The sequence below is a fragment of the Gracilibacillus phocaeensis genome (assembly GCF_900626275.1).
GTDB classification, from domain to species: domain Bacteria; phylum Bacillota; class Bacilli; order Bacillales; family Amphibacillaceae; genus Gracilibacillus; species Gracilibacillus timonensis.
Genome location: NZ_LR131141.1, coordinates 304,289 through 324,378 on the forward strand (window position 1 = coordinate 304,289; position 20,090 = coordinate 324,378).

The 20,090-nt window shown below is 39.3% G+C and carries 16 protein-coding genes and 1 riboswitch; of the genes, 14 read left to right on the forward strand and 2 right to left on the reverse strand.

The window, feature by feature from the left end:
* Nucleotides 1-121 precede the first annotated feature (121 nt).
* Nucleotides 122-484 carry a cupredoxin domain-containing protein gene (locus tag E0E32_RS01910; protein WP_066187245.1) on the forward strand — a complete coding sequence of 121 codons (363 nt, stop codon included), beginning with the start codon at nt 122-124 and terminating at the stop codon, nt 482-484.
* Nucleotides 485-679: 195 nt separating this feature from the next.
* Entirely contained in the window at nt 680-928 is a 249-nt protein-coding gene (locus E0E32_RS01915) for a hypothetical protein (RefSeq protein ID WP_165444921.1), read from the forward strand.
* A gap of 254 nt (nt 929-1,182) precedes the next feature.
* Here the strand turns inward: E0E32_RS01915 and E0E32_RS01920 are convergent, their stop codons facing one another.
* Entirely contained in the window at nt 1,183-1,869 is a 687-nt protein-coding gene (locus E0E32_RS01920) for a thermonuclease family protein (RefSeq protein ID WP_130858777.1), read from the reverse strand.
* 652 nt (nt 1,870-2,521) lie between these two features.
* Here E0E32_RS01920 and E0E32_RS01925 point away from each other — a divergent pair.
* The 10 genes from E0E32_RS01925 (at nt 2,522) to E0E32_RS01970 (ending at nt 16,826) form a co-directional block, all read left to right on the forward strand.
* Nucleotides 2,522-4,024: an extracellular solute-binding protein gene (locus E0E32_RS01925; protein WP_130858846.1), complete on the forward strand. Its 1,503-nt coding sequence runs from the start codon at nt 2,522-2,524 to the stop codon at nt 4,022-4,024.
* 69 nt (nt 4,025-4,093) lie between these two features.
* Nucleotides 4,094-5,044, forward strand: coding sequence for an ABC transporter permease (locus E0E32_RS01930; RefSeq protein WP_130858778.1), 951 nt, complete (start codon nt 4,094-4,096; stop codon nt 5,042-5,044).
* 30 nt (nt 5,045-5,074) lie between these two features.
* Nucleotides 5,075-5,953, forward strand: coding sequence for a carbohydrate ABC transporter permease (locus E0E32_RS01935; RefSeq protein ID WP_130858779.1), 879 nt, complete (start codon nt 5,075-5,077; stop codon nt 5,951-5,953).
* An 89-nt stretch (nt 5,954-6,042) separates the two neighbouring features.
* Nucleotides 6,043-8,367 (forward strand): AraC family transcriptional regulator, encoded by a 2,325-nt coding sequence (locus tag E0E32_RS01940; protein ID WP_165444922.1) that lies wholly within the window; start codon nt 6,043-6,045, stop codon nt 8,365-8,367.
* 29 nt (nt 8,368-8,396) lie between these two features.
* Nucleotides 8,397-10,868, forward strand: coding sequence for a glycosylhydrolase-like jelly roll fold domain-containing protein (locus E0E32_RS01945; RefSeq protein ID WP_130858781.1), 2,472 nt, complete (start codon nt 8,397-8,399; stop codon nt 10,866-10,868).
* Between the two features lie 2 nt (nt 10,869-10,870).
* The gene (locus E0E32_RS01950) at nt 10,871-11,515 is read left to right on the forward strand and encodes a YesL family protein (RefSeq protein WP_130858782.1); all 645 of its coding nucleotides are present in this window, start codon (nt 10,871-10,873) and stop codon (nt 11,513-11,515) included.
* A gap of 24 nt (nt 11,516-11,539) precedes the next feature.
* Nucleotides 11,540-12,202 (forward strand): rhamnogalacturonan acetylesterase, encoded by a 663-nt coding sequence (locus E0E32_RS01955; protein ID WP_130858783.1) that lies wholly within the window; start codon nt 11,540-11,542, stop codon nt 12,200-12,202.
* A gap of 122 nt (nt 12,203-12,324) precedes the next feature.
* On the forward strand, nt 12,325-13,518 hold the full coding sequence (locus E0E32_RS01960; protein ID WP_434059197.1) for a hypothetical protein: 1,194 nt from the start codon (nt 12,325-12,327) through the stop codon (nt 13,516-13,518).
* Nucleotides 13,519-13,524: 6 nt separating this feature from the next.
* Nucleotides 13,525-16,125, forward strand: coding sequence for an exo-rhamnogalacturonan lyase family protein (locus E0E32_RS01965; protein ID WP_130858784.1), 2,601 nt, complete (start codon nt 13,525-13,527; stop codon nt 16,123-16,125).
* An 11-nt stretch (nt 16,126-16,136) separates the two neighbouring features.
* Nucleotides 16,137-16,826, forward strand: a complete 690-nt coding sequence (locus E0E32_RS01970; RefSeq protein ID WP_130858785.1) for a DUF1961 family protein — start codon at nt 16,137-16,139, stop codon at nt 16,824-16,826.
* A 62-nt stretch (nt 16,827-16,888) separates the two neighbouring features.
* Here the strand turns inward: E0E32_RS01970 and E0E32_RS01975 are convergent.
* Nucleotides 16,889-18,456 (reverse strand): IS3 family transposase gene (locus E0E32_RS01975; protein ID WP_392388580.1). Its coding sequence is split into 2 segments (ribosomal slippage): nt 16,889-17,811 and nt 17,811-18,456, totalling 1,569 coding nucleotides; the frame shifts between segments, so codons are not numbered across the junction.
* Nucleotides 18,457-18,689: 233 nt separating this feature from the next.
* Nucleotides 18,690-18,792, forward strand: a riboswitch (TPP riboswitch).
* A 95-nt stretch (nt 18,793-18,887) separates the two neighbouring features.
* Here E0E32_RS01975 and tenA point away from each other — a divergent pair.
* Entirely contained in the window at nt 18,888-19,556 is a 669-nt protein-coding gene (gene tenA, locus E0E32_RS01980; RefSeq protein WP_130858786.1) for a thiaminase II, read from the forward strand.
* 186 nt (nt 19,557-19,742) lie between these two features.
* On the forward strand, nt 19,743-20,054 hold the full coding sequence (locus E0E32_RS01985) for a hypothetical protein (protein WP_130858787.1): 312 nt from the start codon (nt 19,743-19,745) through the stop codon (nt 20,052-20,054).
* The last annotated feature ends 36 nt before the right edge of the window (nt 20,055-20,090 follow it).

Below are 20,090 nucleotides of genomic sequence, written 5' to 3' on the forward strand. Positions count from 1 at the left end.
GGAAATAACATTATATCAAGATGTTATACGAAGCATTTTGTTGGAAATAATAATAACAAGTAGTAAAATTGGGATAGAACCTTAGAAAAGTTCCAAAACAACAGAAAGAAGGCGTTTGAATATGAAGAAATTTTACCTTATACTTGCTGCATTATTCCTTGCGCTCGTATTAGTGGCTTGTGGCAGTGACGACAGTGGTGATAATGAAGAAGCGTCATCATCAACAGGAGATGCAGATGTAGCTATTACAGCGTCCAATTGGGAGTTTGATCAAGAAGAGTATACCGTACCTGCTGGAGAAGTGACGGTAAGCTTAACGAATGATGAAGGTATGCACGGTGTGGAAATAGAAGACACCAATATCTTGATTGAAGGCGATGGTGAAGCGACCGATGAATTAGAGCCTGGTGAATATCATATTAGATGTTCGATCCCATGTGGAGAAGGTCATAGTGACATGACGGCCACTTTAATTGTAGAATAACTACAGATAGCCCCTTACCAGTATGCTGGTAAGGGGTTTTTATTTACCGATACTACGGATGACAGTCTTCGTTTATTTGTGTTAGACTTTGATATAATCGTACTTATTTGTTACAAAGAGGTAGGATTTCAAGAAGATTGCTGAAAGGAAACTAGAAGTAAACACTTGGAAAAAATCAAATGAAGGAGGGATATGATGAAACGCTATTTCCTTTTTATCAGCAGCTTTATCCTAATAGGTGTGCTATTTCAGATGCTATCTGGGCTGACGCTTACCTATTTCTATACCCCGGATATGTCGAATGCATGGGAGACAAGTGGACTCTTATCTCAAGAAATAGTGCTGACAGGCAGTAATCATACGCTGCAGTGGATCACTGTCTTAATGGCTGCTACGCTTGCTTATCTTGTAGCTAATAAGGGTACTTACCAACGTACCATTTGATAACATGAAGCTAAAAAAGCCTATTTCTATGATAGGCTTTTTTGTATGATGGGAAAGCATCAGTCTGGATAATAGGGTTTGGAAAGATATTAACTTGGGACGAACCCTGGTGCCGATAAGGCGAATGATGTTAAGTAGTCCATTTTTTTGAGTGGAGATTTTGATCTGTTTTGTCGGCAGTTCGTAGCTTCTTTTGATTAGTAATGAAGGACTGGGCGGTTTTCCTTAGCAATGACTGGATTCATCATTGTTGGTTATTCACAAGCAATCCCATCCCGATCACCATCCATATGCACACCATAACCGGGGTCGCCTTTATGTAACGGAGTAACCCCTGCTTTATGTGCCTCTGTACAGTTATTATAGTAGAGCTCATTCTTGTTAGTTTCCCTTGATTTACCGGGATCCACTTCTGTCCGTTCATGATCAAATCCCTTATCTGTGACATAACCATCGATACTCCAGATACCGATTTCCGCTTCTTTTGCTTTTGCTTCGGCCTCTTCCATTTCTTCTTGATGGTTATAAGGTGGATCATACACATAAGCATAGCGTGCCAGCCCATTTTCCAGCAGCAGCTGATTGAAATTCTTCCCATCTACCCATAAATAGGCCAGCATACGGTCGTATTTATCCCTTTTTGGCCCATCAAATTCAACTTTGACTTCCTTTCCTGTTAATGTTTGTTTTGCAAAATCACTAGCTTCCGTTCCAAATGGTTGAACAGGCAGCTGAGGGTGCTTCGTCTCTGGTGTATCGACTAATAACAGACGAACGGTTTCGTCTTTTCCATTGTATTGAATATGTACGGTATCCCCATCTACCACTCGATTAACAGTTGCCGTTTCCAGGCCATCACTACTATTACTGTCAAGTAAAGCGGTGCCACAGCCGGTAAGCATCATCAATAAGCAAAGTAATAAAATATGTAGAATACGCATGTGGAATTCCTCCTATCCCTAAAAAAATAGTGTACCTCAGCCAGCGAGATTTGGAAAGCAACGAGCACTTGCTTTTCTACTTTGTTGTCTCATAGAGGATCGTAAACTATATAAGTTGAGCTTATAAATGTATCAAAAACGTGTGACATGCAAGTCTTTGCTCTCATTATTTCCTGCTAATACCTCGCCCGATCAATGAGAAATTATTTAATCAAGGATTGATGGACAACTTCAGGTTTTGACATATTGATGGTAGGTGGAACCATTTTCTGAAGAAAAAGTGCAGCCAGCAAATAGCATTTTATAATATGTTTGTCTTGGAAGTGCGATTTAGCCATTGATTCTATAGAAATGATGAGCGAGCAAAAAAGTATTATACTACAAAAAAGTGTTAGTCCAAACCTTGTCACAAACAGAATGAAGCAACCTTTTTCTTTTTTTACAAACAGATTACAAAAAATGAACATTGCAGGAAAAATGTAAGCGCTATATATTTTGATGTACAGCAGGTTAACACTAGAAGGCAGACAAAAAAAGAGGGAGGGGGAATAGAGCATTTATGACATTTTTATTCCGAAGAGAAACGGTGCAAAAGTCTTTAGGATGATTTTTTTTACGGCCAAAAAAGGAGGAGTTCATATTGAAGCAAAAAATGATTCGTAAGTATATCATGATATGTTTAATTACAGTAATTATCGCATTGGTAGGTTGTAGTGACAATGAGAGTGCCAATAACGAAAGCGACAACTCGAGTGATCGGATGAATATTAGGGTGTTTGTGCCTACTTTCAGTACAGAGCCCCCAAAAGATAGCAGTCCAGTTCTGGAAGAGATAGAAGAATATACCGATAAAGATATTTCCATGGAATGGGTACCCAACAGTAATTTAGAAGATAAATTTAATATTACGTTATCATCCGGAGATTTACCTCATGTGATGTATATCCCCAGTAAGTCGCCTAGCTTTATTAGTGCGGTAGAAGATGGGGCCTTTTGGGAGTTAGGACCGTACTTAGATGACTATCCAAATCTTAGCCAAGCCAATGACATTATACTAAATAATAGTTCCGTTAACGGAGAAATTTATGGTGTTTATCGATCACGTGATTTGGGAAGAAATGGCGTTATCATTCGAAAAGATTGGTTAGACAACTTGGGATTAGAAGAGCCAGAAACGATCAATCAGTTTTATGATATGTTAAAGGCCTTTACGGAAGAAGATCCGGATGGAAATGGAGAAGATGATACGTATGGTATGGTCGTTTCCAAGTTTGAAGGACCATGGGATGCGATGCAGACTTGGTTTGGCGTACCGAATCAATGGGGTGAAGATGACGAAGGTAATCTATATCCATTTTTCTTAGATGATCATTATCTGGATGCACTAAATTTCTTCAAACAATTATATGATGAAGGTTTAGTGAATGATGATTTTGCCGTAATGGATCCTGCACAGTGGTCGGATGAAGTAGTTGCGGGAAAGGCCGGGGTACAAGTGAACGTATTGGATGAGGGACATCGCATTCAAGAAAAGATGATCGAAGCCGATCCAGATAATCCAGATCCTATTACAGTTATTACAGCAGCCGAGGGACCAGATGGCTTATTCAATTTACCAACTTCAGGATACTCGGGGTTACTGGCGATATCCAAAACCGCAGTAAAGACAGAGGAAGAATTGGCTGAGGTATTAGATTTTCTCGATAAATTAAATGATGAAGAAATGCAAATCATGGCGGAAAATGGTATAGAAGGTCAACACTATGAAATGGTAGATGGAGAATATCAATCTTTAGTAGAGGATGATCCGAATTTACAGTCAGAATATGATGGCCTAAATCAGATGCTAATGTATCTTCCAGAAGCGAAATCATTAACGCCGGAAACAACAGAGCTACGACAATTAGAACAGGATCTAATGCTCGAGAATGAAGACATTGTTGTAGCTAACCCTGCAGAGGCGCTCATTTCCGATGTGTATTCTAAGAAAGGGCAGCAATTAGATAATATTGTCCTGGATGCAAGGATTCAATATATTACCGGACAGATTGATGAAGCTGGTCTAGATGAAGCTGTAGAATTATGGATGCAGTCGGGCGGACAAGAGTATATCGATGAAATTAATCAACTGTATCAAGAAGCAGATTTAGAATAATGGTACAAGAAGGAAGTGGCTAACCTAACAGCTGCTTCCTGTAACACACGATAAGAGAGAGGTGGTTGCATGGAAGAGGCACAATTAAATGATCATCAAGATGTTCTACCAAAAAAGAAAAGCAAATTTTCCAGGTTAGCTAAAGAAAAATGGTTATACCTCATGTTATTACCTGGTTTAATCTATTTTATTGTTTTTAAATATTTTCCAATGTGGGGTGTTCTTATTGCTTTTCAAGACTATTCTCCTTTTTTAGGGTTTATGGGGAGTAATTGGGTTGGTTTCGAGCACTTTCAGTACTTTTTTTCCAATCCGGATTTTCTTCGATTATTACGGAACACCTTTATATTAGCTTTGTATGATTTGATTTTCTTCTTCCCAGCTCCGATTATATTAGCTTTATTATTAAACGAGATCAGGATTAATCTATATAAGCGGACTGTACAGACGCTAGTATATGTGCCGCACTTTATGTCATGGGTAATCATTGCCAGTATTAGTTACGTGTTCTTAACAACCAGCGGTGGTGCGGTAAATGAACTATTACAAGCTGTAATCGGCCGTGAAATTAATTTTCTATCGAGCACAGAGTGGTTTCGTCCTATGATCATGGGGCAGATTATTTGGAAAGAAACCGGATGGGGAACCGTTATTTTCCTTGCTGCTCTTGCCAGTGTAGATCAAGAACAATATGAGGCAGCTATTGTTGATGGTGCCGGACGTTTTCGCAGATTATGGCATGTAACCTTACCTGCCATTAGAAGTACCATTGTTATTTTGCTTATTTTACGATTAGGAAATTTTCTTGATACAGGTTTCCAGCAGATATATTTAATGTCTAATGCTATGAACAGGAGTGTAGCGGATGTATTTGATACTTATGTCTATTTTGTAGGCATTACAGAAGGTGCATTCAGTTACAGTACAGCAGTCGGTCTGTTTAAATCAGTGGTGGGGATCGTGCTAATTGTTGGCGCTGACAGGTTGGCCAAGAAATTAGGTCAAGGTGGCTTGTTCTAAGTAAAAATAGATATAGAGGAGGTTACATACATGCATAAAATGCACAATACAGCGGCGGGCCGAGTCTTTGATGTGATTAATTTTATCTTCCTTGGCGTAGTGGGATTGGTTACAGTTGTACCATTTTTATATATTGTAGCAGGTTCCTTTGCGACGGAGACGGAGTTAGCAACAAGACCTTTCTTTATCATACCTGAAACGATCACCACGGCTGCCTATCAGTATATATTCTCGACAGATTCGGTATTGCGCAGCTTAGTGGTATCTGTCTTTGTTACGGTAGTAGGAACGGTGGTAAGCATGATACTAACCTTGACGATGGCGTATCCCTTATCACGTAGAACAATGGTCGGGCGAAACTTTGTCTTAAACTTGATTCTATTTTCGATGTTGTTTAATGGTGGGATGATCCCAACCTATTTATTAGTAAAAAATTTAGGGTTATTAGATTCGTTGTGGTCGTTAATTTTACCGTTAGCGATCAATCCCTTTAATCTCATTATTGTCAAAACTTTTTTTCAAGAGCTTCCAAAGGAATTGGAGGATGCTTCGAAAATCGATGGCTGTTCTGAATTCCAAACCTTTTGGAAGGTAATGCTCCCATTATCTAAACCGGTGATTGCGACCTTCACCCTATTTTATGCCGTCTTTTATTGGAATGATTTCTTCCAGGCATTACTCTATTTAACAGACACAACCAAATGGCCGATTCAACTATTGCTTCAGCAATTGGTTATGGTTGCCAATGTTGGTCTGGGGGATATGCAGGAAGCGATGTTATATGAACCACCGGAGGAATCGATTAAATTAGCGGTTATTGTAGTCGCAACGGTGCCTATCTTGATTTTCTATCCATTTTTGCAGAAGCATTTTGCGAAAGGGGTTATGTTAGGCTCAGTCAAAGGCTAGTATTTCTTATCCACCATTATTTTTTAAAATTAGTATTTAGTCTACAATGAATGTTGTGATAAATATTAACGTAAGGTGGGTGAATGGTTGTGGGAAAACAATGGAATTTAATGAAAAATAAAGAATGGAGATGGAAAAGTTCCTATTTTCGTCGTAACTTCGTCTTGATTCTTATCATCGCTTCCATTCCAGGGTTGATCACAGGTGCTGGTTTGTATTGGTTTGGCATTCATAGTATTCAAAATGAATTAAAGTCGATCCACGAAAATCAAATTACAGAAAGGGCTAACAATGTTCATGAGCAGTTGGAATACTTAGAGTTATCATTAGCTCATTGGGCTTTTGATCCAATGTATAACTATTCCTTACTAGAGGTAGATTTCAAAAGGGAATTTCAAACAACACGCAATATCAGTCAAAGTCTGCTTATCTTGGAAGGAAGTAATCCAATTATAGACAAGGTCGAATTTTATCTTGATGTAGAGAATCCCATATTATTTAACCCGCACTATAATGAAATGAACAGTGAAGCAGAATTGCAGTTTTATCAGAAGCTTTTAACGAAGGAAGGTTCAATTAATTGGGAACGCGAACTTATTCCTAACAGTGAGAGAGAAGCTCAAGCATTTTTAACATTGACGCATCATATCCCAGGAATTAGTAAGCCAGTATTCGGAGAAATTATTATTAAAATTAATCAAGTAAAGTTTACGCAGATGTTTGAAACATTAAACCCCTATGACGAGGGGGTTACCCTTTTACTAGATAAAGAAATGAACACGTTGGTGGATACCAATGGGGAAGAAGATTCCGAATTCAAGAAAAAAATCATCGAGAAAGTACAACAACAAGAGGAGTCGCAAGGGAATTTTTCGATTGATCGGGGTCAGAATACGTATACTATATCTTATGGCTTAATGGATAGAGTAAGTGAGAATTGGATGTACATCACTGCGTCTCCGATATCTTCCATCATATCACCGATCGTGTTTATCTCAAAATTAATTTTAATCATCAGTTTTTTAGGCATTTTACTAGCCATTATTATGTCTTGGTACGCTTCTGTTCGGATCTATCACCCCATTAAAACACTCATGCATGGTTTGAAAAGGGAAGGGCAGTCACAATGGCAGAACCAAGACGAATTCGAGTTAATCAGTAATAATTTCTCCAACATGATGAGTGAAAGCAAACGCCTGGAAAAAAGATTAGCAGAACAAATGCCGCAAATGAAGGAAAGTCTTATTGTACAGATTAGTAAGGGGTATTATGACAGATTCCCTGAAGATAAACTGCGTCACCGCATGCAAACCTATGGCTGGGAATTAGAAGAGAAGCAAATCAAATTAATCGATATACAGCTAACAGGTCTACATTCAGCGGATCCAACGTTTGATGCAGGTGATTACAGTTTGTTGACGTTCACTTTGGTGAATATCGTGGAGGAAGTGGTAGCGGATTATTATTATCAATTTACGGTAATCAATTATCATAACTTATCGATTGGTTTACTGCTCGTCTATTCAGAAACAGACACCTGGAAAGAGAATATGGGCCTTTTTATCGAGGAAGTTACCGAAACGATCAACAAAATTATCAAGATGAAAATAACGACAACCATTAGTACCTCCGTACAAGAGGTTAAAAAAATCGCTAATTTGTTTGAAGAAGTAAAGGTGGGCAAGAAATATCGTCAGTTTGAGAATAAAAATCAAGTGATCAACTTGGAAGAATGGAAGAATCAAAAAGAGGGATTTATTATTTTCTATCCCTTCGATGTCGAAAAAGAGATTATCCAATCGATTCGCAGAGGACAGGTCAAAGAGACAGAGCAGCTGATCTATCAATTTATTGATGAATTAAAACAAAATGGTATCCAGGAAATTAATATTCAGCCTGGCGTCATCCAACTGTTTAGTGCCATTCATCATGAAATCATTCATTCTGGTATTCATCCCAATGAATTATTTAATGGGAGAAATATGTTTGATGAGCTAACGAAGATAAGAGAATTAGAATGGATGGTTAATTGGATCGTTAAAGAGGTAATTAAACCCTATGTAGAAGTGCTCAAAAATCGGATGGACATCGAAATGAAACAAACGATAGAGAAAGTCGTTCAATACTTGGAAGAACACTATATGGAAGATGTCTCATTGGAGACCTGTGCTGAAATCATTGGTGTCAATGCTTATACATTAAGTAAGTCGTTTAAGAAAATATTGCATATTAATTTTATTGATTATTTAACTAATTTACGAATTCAACATGCCAAGGAATTATTACTTAATACGGAGATGAAGATCAATGAAGTGGCAGAAAGTGTTGGGTATCGGCAAAGTTATTTCAATCGAATTTTCAAAAAACATGTAGGTCTGCCTCCCAGTCAATACCGAAAAATCCAATCTTCTTGAAATCCATTAAAGAAAGAAGGGTATCAATCATGAACAATCATCTGTATCCATCATTTGTCGATCCACCTGATGAATTTTCCCTCATACCGTTTTGGTTTTGGAATGACCATTTAAGTGTAGCAGAGATTCATCGACAAATAGACGATTTTTATGCCAAAGAGGTGAAGGGGTTCGTGCTCCACCCTAGAATGGGTCTCCCTAAAGACATACCGTATTTGTCGGATACCTTTATGTATTTTGTAGAAGCAGCTGTAAAAAAAGCCCATCATTTAGGAATGTCAGTTATGTTATACGATGAGGGAATGTATCCATCTGGAGCTGCAAATGGTTTGGTAGTAGAAGATAAGCCGGAATATGCAAGCCGCGGTTTGCGAATGGATGTGCTTTCGTCCCCATCTGAGGGGTATCTCACAATAGAAGTAACGAGCGGGGAAAAGATCATATCGGTTCAAGCCGTAAAACAACAATCGGATCAGCAGATAGAGCGAGCAAAAACAGTTATTCTCGAAGTGCAGAACGATCAGGTTTTTTTCCAGCCACCAGAGGAAGGTAATTGGTTGCTTCTCATATTTGTGGAAACATTTTCTCAAGGGCATATCCGAGGCATTCATTTTGGAGAAGATGATGGGGAAGAAAATGCACCACGTTCTGCGGACTTATTGAATCCCGCTGCGGTAGAGAAATTTATCAAGGTAACGCACGATTCCTATTATCAGGCGTTAAAACCGTATTTCGGTGATACTATTATTGCAATGTTTACCGATGAACCAGATATATTAGGGCGAGGGGCTTCACCAAATTTAAGGCCTTGGACGACTGGGTTTCTTGATTTTTACAAAGAGCAGGGCAACAAGGAAAGCGATCTCCCTGTTTTATGGTGGGAAGCTGGTGCCAACACAGAACTTATCAGAAAACGCTTTCGAAAGACTATTCAGAATAAATTGCAAAGAAGTTATTACACACCAGTTAGTAAATGGTGCGAACAACATGATATTGCGTTGACGGGACATCCAGCGGCGAGTGATGATATAGGATTACTGGAAGCGTTTCAAATTCCAGGGCAGGATGTCGTATGGCGCTGGGTTGGACCAGAAGGAGAAAAAGGCATTCAAGGGGAGCATTCAACAGCGGCCAAGTGTTCTTCCGATGCGGCAAGACATCGAGGCAGACGAAGGAACCTAAATGAAGTGCTTGGAGCTTGTGGGAAAGAAAGCGGTTGGTCACTAAGTGCAGATGATATGAAATGGTATCTGGATTGGCTATTTGTCAGAGGGGTGAATCTCCTGTGCCCCCATGCTTTTTATTATTCGATTCGAGGGGAGCAACGAAGCCAGGAAAGACCGCCAGATGTGGGGCCGAATAATCTATGGTGGCCATATTATGCTTCTTTTTCCCAGTATATCAAGCGGATGAGCTGGTTAATGACCGATGCTGTCAATGACACATCCATTGCCGTTTTAGGTGAAGAAGCCCTGCTGCCGTGGAGAATCGTACAGCCATTATATCAGAACCAAATCGAGTTTAATTATCTGGAAGAGTCCTTGTTTATGGATAAGTGTAAGATAAATAACGGAAAAATTCACATTCGAGACCAAAGATATAAAGTGCTTATTATCGAGGATAGCAGTCATTTACAAGCCGAAGTCATGGAGAAATTAAAACAATTTGCGGAGACTGGCGGATCCATTATTGTCGAACAATCTCAAACGAACACCATAATGGAAACCATTGCCACATCGATCAGCCAGCCAACAGATATTCTTCAAGTTCTCGACGATAAGCCAGTTCATTTATCACCAGCAAGCGGCCATATTCGTGTCAGTAAATTAAAAAAGACAGGATGTTTCTTTTATCTACTGACCAATGAAGGAGAAGGAACTTATCAAGGAAAAGTGCGCCTGAATGAAGAAGGGCGTATGGAAAAATGGGACGCATGGGAAGGAACAATTGTTGAAGAAGCAACGGATGAGAATCGCTATATGTCATTAACGTTACCGCGAAGGTCTTCGGTCATTTATTATCTTGATCCAAAGGAAAAGAGAGGCTTGAGAGAGACAAGGAAACCGATGCAGAAAAAAGAGAGTTCTATCATTCTTTCATCCGCATGGCAAGCAACTACACCTCACTCATCATTTGCGATAGATAAGCTGACTTCTTGGACGGAGTGGAAAGGCATGGCTCACTTTTCAGGGAAGATTTCCTATCAAAATACCTTTTCATTATCAGCATTAGATAAAGTGGAATCGCTTGTGATTGATTTGGGAGATGTACAGCAAATCGCTAGTGTAAAAATCAACCAGCAGCCGATAGGTGTGAAAATGTGGGGACCTTACAAGTGGGAGATCAAGAAAAGCGATTTGAAAGTCGGGAAGAATCTGCTTAGAGTGGAGGTGATCAATAGTATCGCCAATCAAATGGATCGTATGGCACTACCTTCTGGTTTAATCGGTCCAGTGTCACTTACCTTGGTTTCGAGGATAGAAGATGAGAAAGGAGATTAATAATGTGGGAGAATGGCCTGTTTGGTAAATTCTATCGGTTTGGAGATGTCGTATTTCTTCTATTATACGTCAACCTGCTTTGGTTATGTTTTACGCTGATTGGTTTGATTTTATTTGGTATTGGCCCAAGTACGGTAGCGATGTTTAAAGTCTTTAGAGAATATTGGATGGGTGAAGAGCGAGACATGCTGGTGTTTAAGACATTTAAAGATACATTTAAACAAGAATTTTGGCGGGCGAATGGTTTAGGTATTTTATTAATGCTGATTCCTTATATGCTATATATCAACATGAATTTCCTTGAATTAAATAATCAAGTGTTAGCAGAGGCTGTGCATATTTTACTAATCTTAGCCGCAAGTGTCTATGGTATGATGTTGCTTTATATTTTTCCCATGTATGTCCATTATGATAATCGTTTGATCAATTACTTAAAAAATAGCCTCTTGATTGCAATCTATCATCCAGTACGTACAATCTATGCATTGGCTGCCTGTGTATCGTTATATTATCTTTTTTTCACATTGCCAGTGTTTTTGTTTTTCTTTGGGGGTAGCCTAACGAGTTTTATTCTGATGTGGATTGCCTACCGTACTTTTTTACGGATGGAATACCGACAACATAAATTACGTGAAACGATTGGATAGAAAATGAATAAAGGATTGATGAAGATGACAGATGATAAAGTAACCATTTATCTAGCTGGTGATTCAACAGTACAAACCTATCCGCGGACAGAATCCAAGCAAGCAGGGTGGGGCCAGTCTATTGCAGATTATTTTACAAAGGAGGTCACTTTCTATAATTATGCGATCGGCGGCAGAAGTTCGAAAACCTTTGTGGAAGAAGGCAGATTGGCGAACATTTTATCAGAAATAAAGGAGGGTGACTACCTGTTTGTCCAAATGGGGCATAATGATTCAACCAAAGAGCGCCCTGCAAGGTATACAGAACCATATCAAGAATACAAGTTTTATTTGAAGCAATATATTGAAGGAGCGCGTAATAAAAAGGCTATCCCTATATTGATTACACCAGTGGCCCGACTTCATTATGTGTTAGGTGAGTTCCTGATTGATTTCGGTGATTATTGTAATACTATGAAGGAAACAGCAGAGGAGATGACAGTCCCTATTATTGACCTAATGCAGACAAGTATCGCCTATTTTTCATCGATTGGATATGATCAGGTCTATCCCTTTTATATGGCGTCACATAATAAAACAGATTATACCCATTTTACTAAGGCAGGTGCAAACCAGATGGCGCGTCTTGTAAGTGAGCAGGTGAAGGACTTATCTGTACCACTTGCCTCCTATGTAAGAGGAATGTAGGGAAGATCTATTGTTGGCAAAAGAAAGGTGAGGATATCTTGAATCAAATAATTGGAGATAACCAAAATGAGGCAGTGTTACTGGGAACGATTGATATAAGTGAAGCTGGAATCAACTGTAAAATGTATTTGGGTGATTTAACTGGAAGTGGTCGAATGGATATGCTCGTCGTTCAACCAGATGGCGGTATCGATGATCGTTATGTTCCGCACCAAGTGGAGGCGATGACAGCCTATTCGTTGGAAGGGAAAATACTTTGGCAGGTGGGTGAACCTAGTGACCATCCAGGAGGGCCAGGATCCGATTATCCCGTGCAGATTTATGATATAGATGGTGATGGATATAATGAAGTGTTATGTGTGATGGAAAAGCAATTCTTCATTTTGGATGGTAAAACAGGGGAAAAGAAAAGTAGCTATCCGTTACCGAGTGAAGAAGCACATGATTGTATTATCATTGCAAATCTATCAGGAAATTCGTTTCCACAAGATATTATATTAAAAGACAGATACCATCAAATGTGGGCACTTGATAAGGACTTTGAAAGGTTGTGGACACACAAAGGAAACATCGGTCATTATCCTTGGGTCTTTGATTTTGATGGTGATGGCTACGATGAGGTAATGGCGGGCTACGATTTGGTCAATGCCAAGGGAGAAAAATTATGGTCATGTCAACCCTTAGACGATCATGCCGATTGTATCTGGGTTGGTAAAGTAGAGCCAGATAGTAAAAAACACCAAATTGTTATTGGCGGAAGTGTCACAGTGATGTATGATCATCGAGGCCAAGAGCTATGGAGATATGAAGGATCCGTAGAATCGCAGCATATCAGCTTGGGGAAATTCCGCGACGATTATCCGGGCTTACAAGTAGCGGGGCTTGATCGGATTATTCGAGGAGATAGAGAAGATACCGGTAAAGATGGATTGTTTTTATTAGATTTACAAGGCAAAGAAATATGGAAAGAAGATCGTGACTCGAATGGCTGGTTAACGATTATGGAAACCATCAGAAATTGGGATGATCAGGCATTGGATTATATCCTAGCCTACCGCCGGGGTGGAGGTGTGAACCCTACGATATATGACGGTTATATGCAGCCAGTGGTCACTTTTCCAGTTGATGGTTATGTTGCCTATGGCGATTTAATTGGAAATGGTTACGATAGTGTGATCATCTACGATCAAGATTATGCCTATGTATATGCGAGTCAGCCGTTTTCATTGCATCCGATAGAAGATCGACCAATCAAACAGTCCAAACGATTATACTCGGTGACATTATATCCTGGCGGAGAATATGAAAAGGAGTGATCGGTTATGCAAAAAGATATCGAACTATCATGGCTGGATACGGAAAGTGACTTATCAACGGGGGTAACGTGGGGAGTGCCTTGGGCAAGAGGTCAGCTACATACGTTGCCAACTTTTGATCTGAAAACGACAGATACGAAAACCTCTGATCTTCCAGTCCAAACTTGGCCAACTGCCTATTGGCCGGATGGAAGTATCAAATGGACGGCACATGCAGCCTCTATTTCGGCACAGCAAGCAGATCCGCAGCTATTATTAGCGCGTACTTCATCCATGAATAAACAGGAGAAAGTTGTTATAGAAGAAACCGATGAGCGTATACAGATCGATACCAAAGAAATACAGTGTACCATTCATAAGAGGGATAGCTTTTTTATTGAGGCAATGGAAACAAAGAATAAGACGATCTGTAAAAAGGGTCGACTGATTGGCATTAGGGAATCTCACCATCGAACAGAGGGCATAGATACCTATCGTCAGGAACCTTTCTATAGTGAATTACATGAAGTGACGGTAGAACAAGCGGGTCCAATCAGAGCGGTGATTAAAGTAACGGGAAGGCATAAACTGAGCAACAATAATCGGGAGTGGCTTCCGTTTCAAGTGAGACTATATTTTTATCTTCACCAAACAGAAGTGAAAATGATTCATTCCTTTTTATATGATGGGAATCCGAACCAAGATTTTATTAAAGGAATTGGCATAGAATTTGCCGTTCCGATGAAGGGTCCCTTGTATAATCGATATGTTCGTTTGGCAGGTGAAGAAGGCTTTTTTAAAGAATCACCTAAAGGGTTATTAACGTTGCGGACTCGGGGTGATTATGAAGACAAGTATAAACAACAAATACAAGGTAAAGCCATTTGCTTAACAGAAAGTGATCAAGCCTTTAAGGACCTGCTAGATGATGCAGCTACCTGGAATCATTATAAACTAGTACAAACCTCTGCTGATTCCTACGCAATTTTGAAACGAACACAACCTGGATGTGCATGGGTACGTGCCGCTGATGGGAAACGATCGGGAGGATTAGTTTATCTCGGTTCCGAAATCGGTGGTATTGCCGTTGGATTGCGTCATTTTTGGAAGAAGTATCCTACTTCTTTTGAAATAAACGATTTGCAAGCAGAAGCCGCGGTTGTAAAGACATGGTTTTGGTCACCAGAAACCGAGGCAATGGACATGCGTCATTACGATACAGAAACTCATGTGACTTCTTCTTATGAAGGAGCTGAAGAACTGCGAAGTACTCCATATGGTGTCGGTAATACCAGTGAAATATCTATCCATTGTTTTGCTGCTACTCCTGATGCCGATACGTTGGAGAAGCTAGTCCGTAAGAAAGAGTCTCCCCCTTTATTAATATGTAAACCTGCTTATTACCATCAAACAAGAGCACTAGGGATATGGAGTTTAAGAAAAACAGATACGGCACTAAAAAGGAAACTAGAGCAGACTTTAGATGAGGTGCTTGCCTTTTATTTGCAAGAGATTGAGCAAAGGAAATGGTATGGCTTTTGGGATTATGGCGATATCATGCATAGCTATGACCCTATTCGGCATGTATGGAGATATGATTTAGGTGGGTGTGCCTGGCAGAATACCGAATTAGCACCGAATTATTGGCTGTGGTACCTGTTTTTACGTACTGGCAGAATCGATATTTTTCACATGGCAGAGGCAATGACTCGTCATACCAGTGAAGTAGATGTTTACCATAAAGGCCCTTATAAAGGTCTCGGTTCCAGGCATAATGTTAGTCATTGGGGGTGCGGCTGTAAAGAAGCACGAATAGGGGCAGCGGGATTGCACCGATTTTATTATTATCTAACAGGAGATGAGCGTATCGGTGATATCATGGATGAAGTGGTAAATGCCGATTATACAACAGAGTATATTGATCCGATGCGAGCATACTTCCCAACAGATCAGTACAGTACGCATACCAGAAGTGGACCGGATTGGGCGGCTTTTTGTTCGAATTGGTTAACCAGATGGGAAAGATATCAGGACGATCGCTATCGTGACAAGCTATTTACAGGCATTCAATCCTTGGGAAAAATGCCCTTTCGACTTTTGACTGGTCCTGTATTTGGTTATGAGCCAAAAACCGGTGAATTATTTTATATGGGAGCAGAGAATAAAGGACATCACCTTATCTTTAGTATGGGAGGAGCTCAAGTTTGGATGGAAATGGCTGAACTATTGGAAGATAAAGGGTGGCAGGACATGCTAGTTGAATTTGGCGCTTTCTATAACCTTCCTCCCATTGATAAAAGTCGGTTAACCAATGGAGAAATCAATGGAGTAGATTGGAATATCCCCATGTTATCTGCTTCTTTGGTTGCATATGCTGCTGCCAAGAAACAGGATAAGGGCTTAGGTGATCTTGCCTGGAAACTCTTATTAGCTGATCAAAGTCATTGGCATATTAAGTCACCATTACATGTGGAGGAGATTACAGATTATTTACACCCCATACTAGAAATAAAAGACATTTCAACGAATACAGCTGCGCAATGGTCTTTGAACGTTATCATCTGTTTGGAATTAGTAGAAAATTATTTGGACCATTCTTATGAAAAGATGTTAAAGGCAACAAACTAGGAGGTGAACCGATGTATTGGCAAGAACAGTATAACCATCAATTAATCTATCATAACCCATTAAAGAGTCATACGGATATCAAGGATTTTCGCCTGGAGGGAGAGGCTGCCTTCAGTTTTCCTTTGCAACGTTTGCGAATGGAAAACATCAAAGATCCGAAAGAGGGACAAAAATCAAACTTTGTCTTATGGTGTCAAGATCATTTTCCTGAGAATATAGCTATAACTTGGGATTTTTGGCCGATTAGAGAACCAGGATTATGCATTCTTTTCTTTGCTGCAACTGGGAAAACGGGAGAGGATTTGTTTCATCCTTCTTTGGCGAAGCGAACAGGTATATATGATGAATACCATCATGGCGATATCAATGCCTATCATGTATCTTATTATAGAAGAAAATGGGAAGATGAACGGCAATTTCACACCAGTAATTTGAGGAAAAGCTATGGCTTCCACTTGGTGTCACAAGGGGCAGATCCATTGCCAAGTGTTGTCGACGCCAATGGTCCTTATCATATAGAATTGGTGAAATATCAAGAAAATATCCAATTTTACATCAATCAGTTGTTGATCTTTCAGTTTTATGATGATGGTGAAACACATGGTTCGATTCTACGGGATGGTAGAATCGGATTTAGGCAAATGGCCCCCTTAATAGCAGAATACGCAAACTTCAACGTATTCCAGATTAATAAAAAATAAGGGAAAGCACCTTTTCTGTTTGAACTGTGCCCCGTCAAGTAGACAGTAAAAAAACAAAAACTCTATGCAACAGCCTGGTCCCGATATTCCAACGGTGTCAGGCTGTTTAATTTCTCCTGGTAACGTTCTTCATTATAAAATTGGATATATCGATCAATATCCTCTACTAATTCTTCAAAGCTCTTATATCGTTTTAAATCATAAGATTCACTTTTAAAATGGCCAAAAAAGCTTTCTACAGGCGCATTATCAATACATTTCCCAACACGGGACATGCTGCGTGTAATCTCGGCTTTTGTTGTCACCAAACGATATTCCCTCGATGTATATTGCGAACCCCGATCACTATGCAGTAAAGGCGTGGCACCTGGATTTGCTTCCAGTGCTGCTTTAATGGTTTCCATAACCAGCTCATTATCGTTATAATAACCAACCTTATAGGCAACAATCGAACCATCATAAAGGTCTTTAATGACGCTTAAATAAGCTTTATGACTCAGGCTGTATTTTAAATGTGTGATATCCGTTACCCATTTCTGATTTGGCTTGTCTGCCGTAAATTCCCGGTTCAAAATATTCTCCTCCATGTTGACGTAGCTTGTTTTGGTGGAATATCCATTCGAACGACGGATAAATGATTTTAAGCCTAATAAAATCATCAAACGACGAATGCGCTTCAGATTATATCGTTTTCCGTATTTGCGATCAATCACCATTCTGATTCGCCGATAGCCATAGATTCCTCCGTACTGTTTAAAAATCATTTGGATTTTCTTGATTAGCCATGCATTTTCGTCTTCTTGCTCGCCTGGTATGTGATGCAGCCACTTATAATATCCAGAACGGGACACCTTTAAAATATCGCATAGTAATTGAATCGGCATGCCTGTTTCTTCATGATAGGCATGAATGGCTTCAAATGCCGGGACTTGTTTCCTTAATCGTTCGATCCTCTCCTTTCGATTTCCTCTAACTTTTTTAAGAGACCAGCTTCTGCCTCCAAATATTGATTACGGTGTTCTAATTCCTTAATCCGAAGCTTTAATTTTTCTTCTTCCGTTAGATTTGGCTTAGTTTCTAATGTCTTCCCGCGGCGGTCCTGAAGAGCCTGCTCTCCGTCTTTCTCATATTTACGAACCCAGCTATAAACCTGTTGATAGGAAACTTTATACTTCTCCGCTGCTTGATGATAATTGGAATCATTGGCAATCGCATATTGGACAATCTCTATCCGTTCTTTGAATGTGGTTTTACGTCCTTCGCTCATTTTAACGCTTCCTTTACTAGTGGATTTTATTGCTTTACCACTAGTATAAAGCTTTATCCAACGACGTAAAACGGAAGTGGACGAAATATTAAATTGTTCACATGTTACCTTGAGGCTATTTTCTTGTTCAAGATAGAACGCTACAGCCTGTCTTTTTAATTCCTCTGGGTACTGTTTCCAATTCCTTGACTCCTTCAATCCATCTATCCCATTACTTTTATATTTACGAACCCATTCTTTCACCGTATTTTCATACATTTCGTATTTTCTTGCGATAGCACTAATCGGTTTCTTTTCTTCCGTCACCTTTTGTACAATCTCCATACGTTCTTCTAGCGTATGTTTGGTTATTCTTTTAGACATTAAAAATACTCCCTTCCTAGTAGGAGAGAATTTTTATTATTTCTCTGTCTACTATAAAGGGAGCCTATCACCTTTAGTCGCTGCTTTTGTTCCCAATTCTCATTGGAACATGATTCCAATCATGAGACCAAAAACCATGAGGGCTATTCTGTGTACAATTGCTATTCACCAAATCCTCAAGGCTTGACTTCTCGATTTGTTCTGCTAGCATGAAGACAACAGAATAAATTCAAATTTTCTACTAGGGGCGCCGTAATGGCTGAGATAAATGTATATTTAGCACCCTTAGAACCTGATCTGGTTAAGGCCAGCGGAGGGAAGTAGATTCAGCAGTTAAAGTATACACTGCATTTATGTGCGTGTATATCTTTTCCTATGCCAATACTTCCTTCTACTAGTCTTTAGAAAAAAGATGATGAGGAGGATTTTTTATGACATTTACAGATGAATTACGTGCTGCAACGAAGGAGAGCTGGAAAAAAAGTTTAAAACATCCATTTGTACAAGGGATTGTGAAGGGAGATTTACCGCTAGAAACATTCAAATTCTATATTTTGCAAGACATTTATTATTTAAAACACTACGGTAAAATTCATGCTATTGCTGCCTCACAAGCAGATGATTTTAAATTAACCGCTCTTCTAGCTGATAAAGCCCGATTTACAGCAGAAGCCGAGCTAACTGTGCATAAGCAACATGCTGAGATTTTACATATTACACAGGAAGATATCGACAACTTTAAACCTGCTCCAACTGCCTATGCGTATACCTCTCATTTATATCGGGCCACCATGTCTGGGAATCTTGCACATTCTGTTGCTGCGATTTTACCATGCTACTGGTTATATGCAGATATCGGAAAAGCAAATGAATCGGCAACACCAGAACCGGAAATTTATCGTAACTGGATTAATATGTATGCAAGTGATTGGTTTCAAGATGCAACGAATGAAATGATTGATTTACTAAACAGATTGGTTGAAACAATGAATGATCACGAAAAAGAGAAAGTAAAGGAACAATTTATTATTGCAAAAGAGTATGAACTTCTGTTTTGGGAAATGTCTTATAACAGGGAAAGCTGGCTTTCAGAAAAGTAAGTTTTCGAAATGCTTTCATTGTTAGAATGGTAAACATTCATTCGTGTTTGATAGTTGAATCCAAAAATCTTGCGCTCTAGTGGTTACTAGGGTCACCAACTTGCTTTCTTCGGTAAAACATGGTAAATACTCTGAATAGGAAGAAGTTAGATCCAACTATATGGGATAATGTGAGGTGTTATTGTCATGACCTATTTGTTTGCTCATGGACTTGGTCAACATTCTAGTAGCTGGAAAATAACGTTAGACTACATAGAAATGACAGAGAGAGTAGCTTTACCTGATTTATACACCTTGGTCGAAACAGACAAGATGGATTATCACAATCTGTATCAAGCTTTTTGCGGAGAAAAAGATCAGGCAAATCGAAAAGCAGCTGAACGATTGAGTCATCGAATAAAGGGAGCAAACTTTGGAATAATTGAAAAAGCAGGACATGAAGCAAATGTAGATAGCCCGAAACCCTTGGCGGAAATAATAAAAGGTTTTTGGTGCTAGAATTAAAAAAAAGAAGGATCCAAAAACAGAATGAAA

Coding starts and splice junctions, on each gene's coding strand:
- E0E32_RS01955 (WP_130858783.1), top strand. CDS start 11,540: ATGACAGATGATAAAGTAACCATTTATCTAGCTGGTGATTCAACAGTA.
- E0E32_RS01970 (WP_130858785.1), top strand. CDS start 16,137: ATGTATTGGCAAGAACAGTATAACCATCAATTAATCTATCATAACCCA.
- E0E32_RS01920 (WP_130858777.1), bottom strand. CDS start 1,869: ATGCGTATTCTACATATTTTATTACTTTGCTTATTGATGATGCTTACC.
- E0E32_RS01925 (WP_130858846.1), top strand. CDS start 2,522: ATGATTCGTAAGTATATCATGATATGTTTAATTACAGTAATTATCGCA.
- E0E32_RS01910 (WP_066187245.1), top strand. CDS start 122: ATGAAGAAATTTTACCTTATACTTGCTGCATTATTCCTTGCGCTCGTA.
- tenA (WP_130858786.1), top strand. CDS start 18,888: ATGACATTTACAGATGAATTACGTGCTGCAACGAAGGAGAGCTGGAAA.
- E0E32_RS01945 (WP_130858781.1), top strand. CDS start 8,397: ATGAACAATCATCTGTATCCATCATTTGTCGATCCACCTGATGAATTT.
- E0E32_RS01985 (WP_130858787.1), top strand. CDS start 19,743: ATGACCTATTTGTTTGCTCATGGACTTGGTCAACATTCTAGTAGCTGG.
- E0E32_RS01960 (WP_434059197.1), top strand. CDS start 12,325: ATGTATTTGGGTGATTTAACTGGAAGTGGTCGAATGGATATGCTCGTC.
- E0E32_RS01950 (WP_130858782.1), top strand. CDS start 10,871: ATGTGGGAGAATGGCCTGTTTGGTAAATTCTATCGGTTTGGAGATGTC.
- E0E32_RS01915 (WP_165444921.1), top strand. CDS start 680: ATGAAACGCTATTTCCTTTTTATCAGCAGCTTTATCCTAATAGGTGTG.
- E0E32_RS01935 (WP_130858779.1), top strand. CDS start 5,075: ATGCATAAAATGCACAATACAGCGGCGGGCCGAGTCTTTGATGTGATT.
- E0E32_RS01965 (WP_130858784.1), top strand. CDS start 13,525: ATGCAAAAAGATATCGAACTATCATGGCTGGATACGGAAAGTGACTTA.
- E0E32_RS01930 (WP_130858778.1), top strand. CDS start 4,094: ATGGAAGAGGCACAATTAAATGATCATCAAGATGTTCTACCAAAAAAG.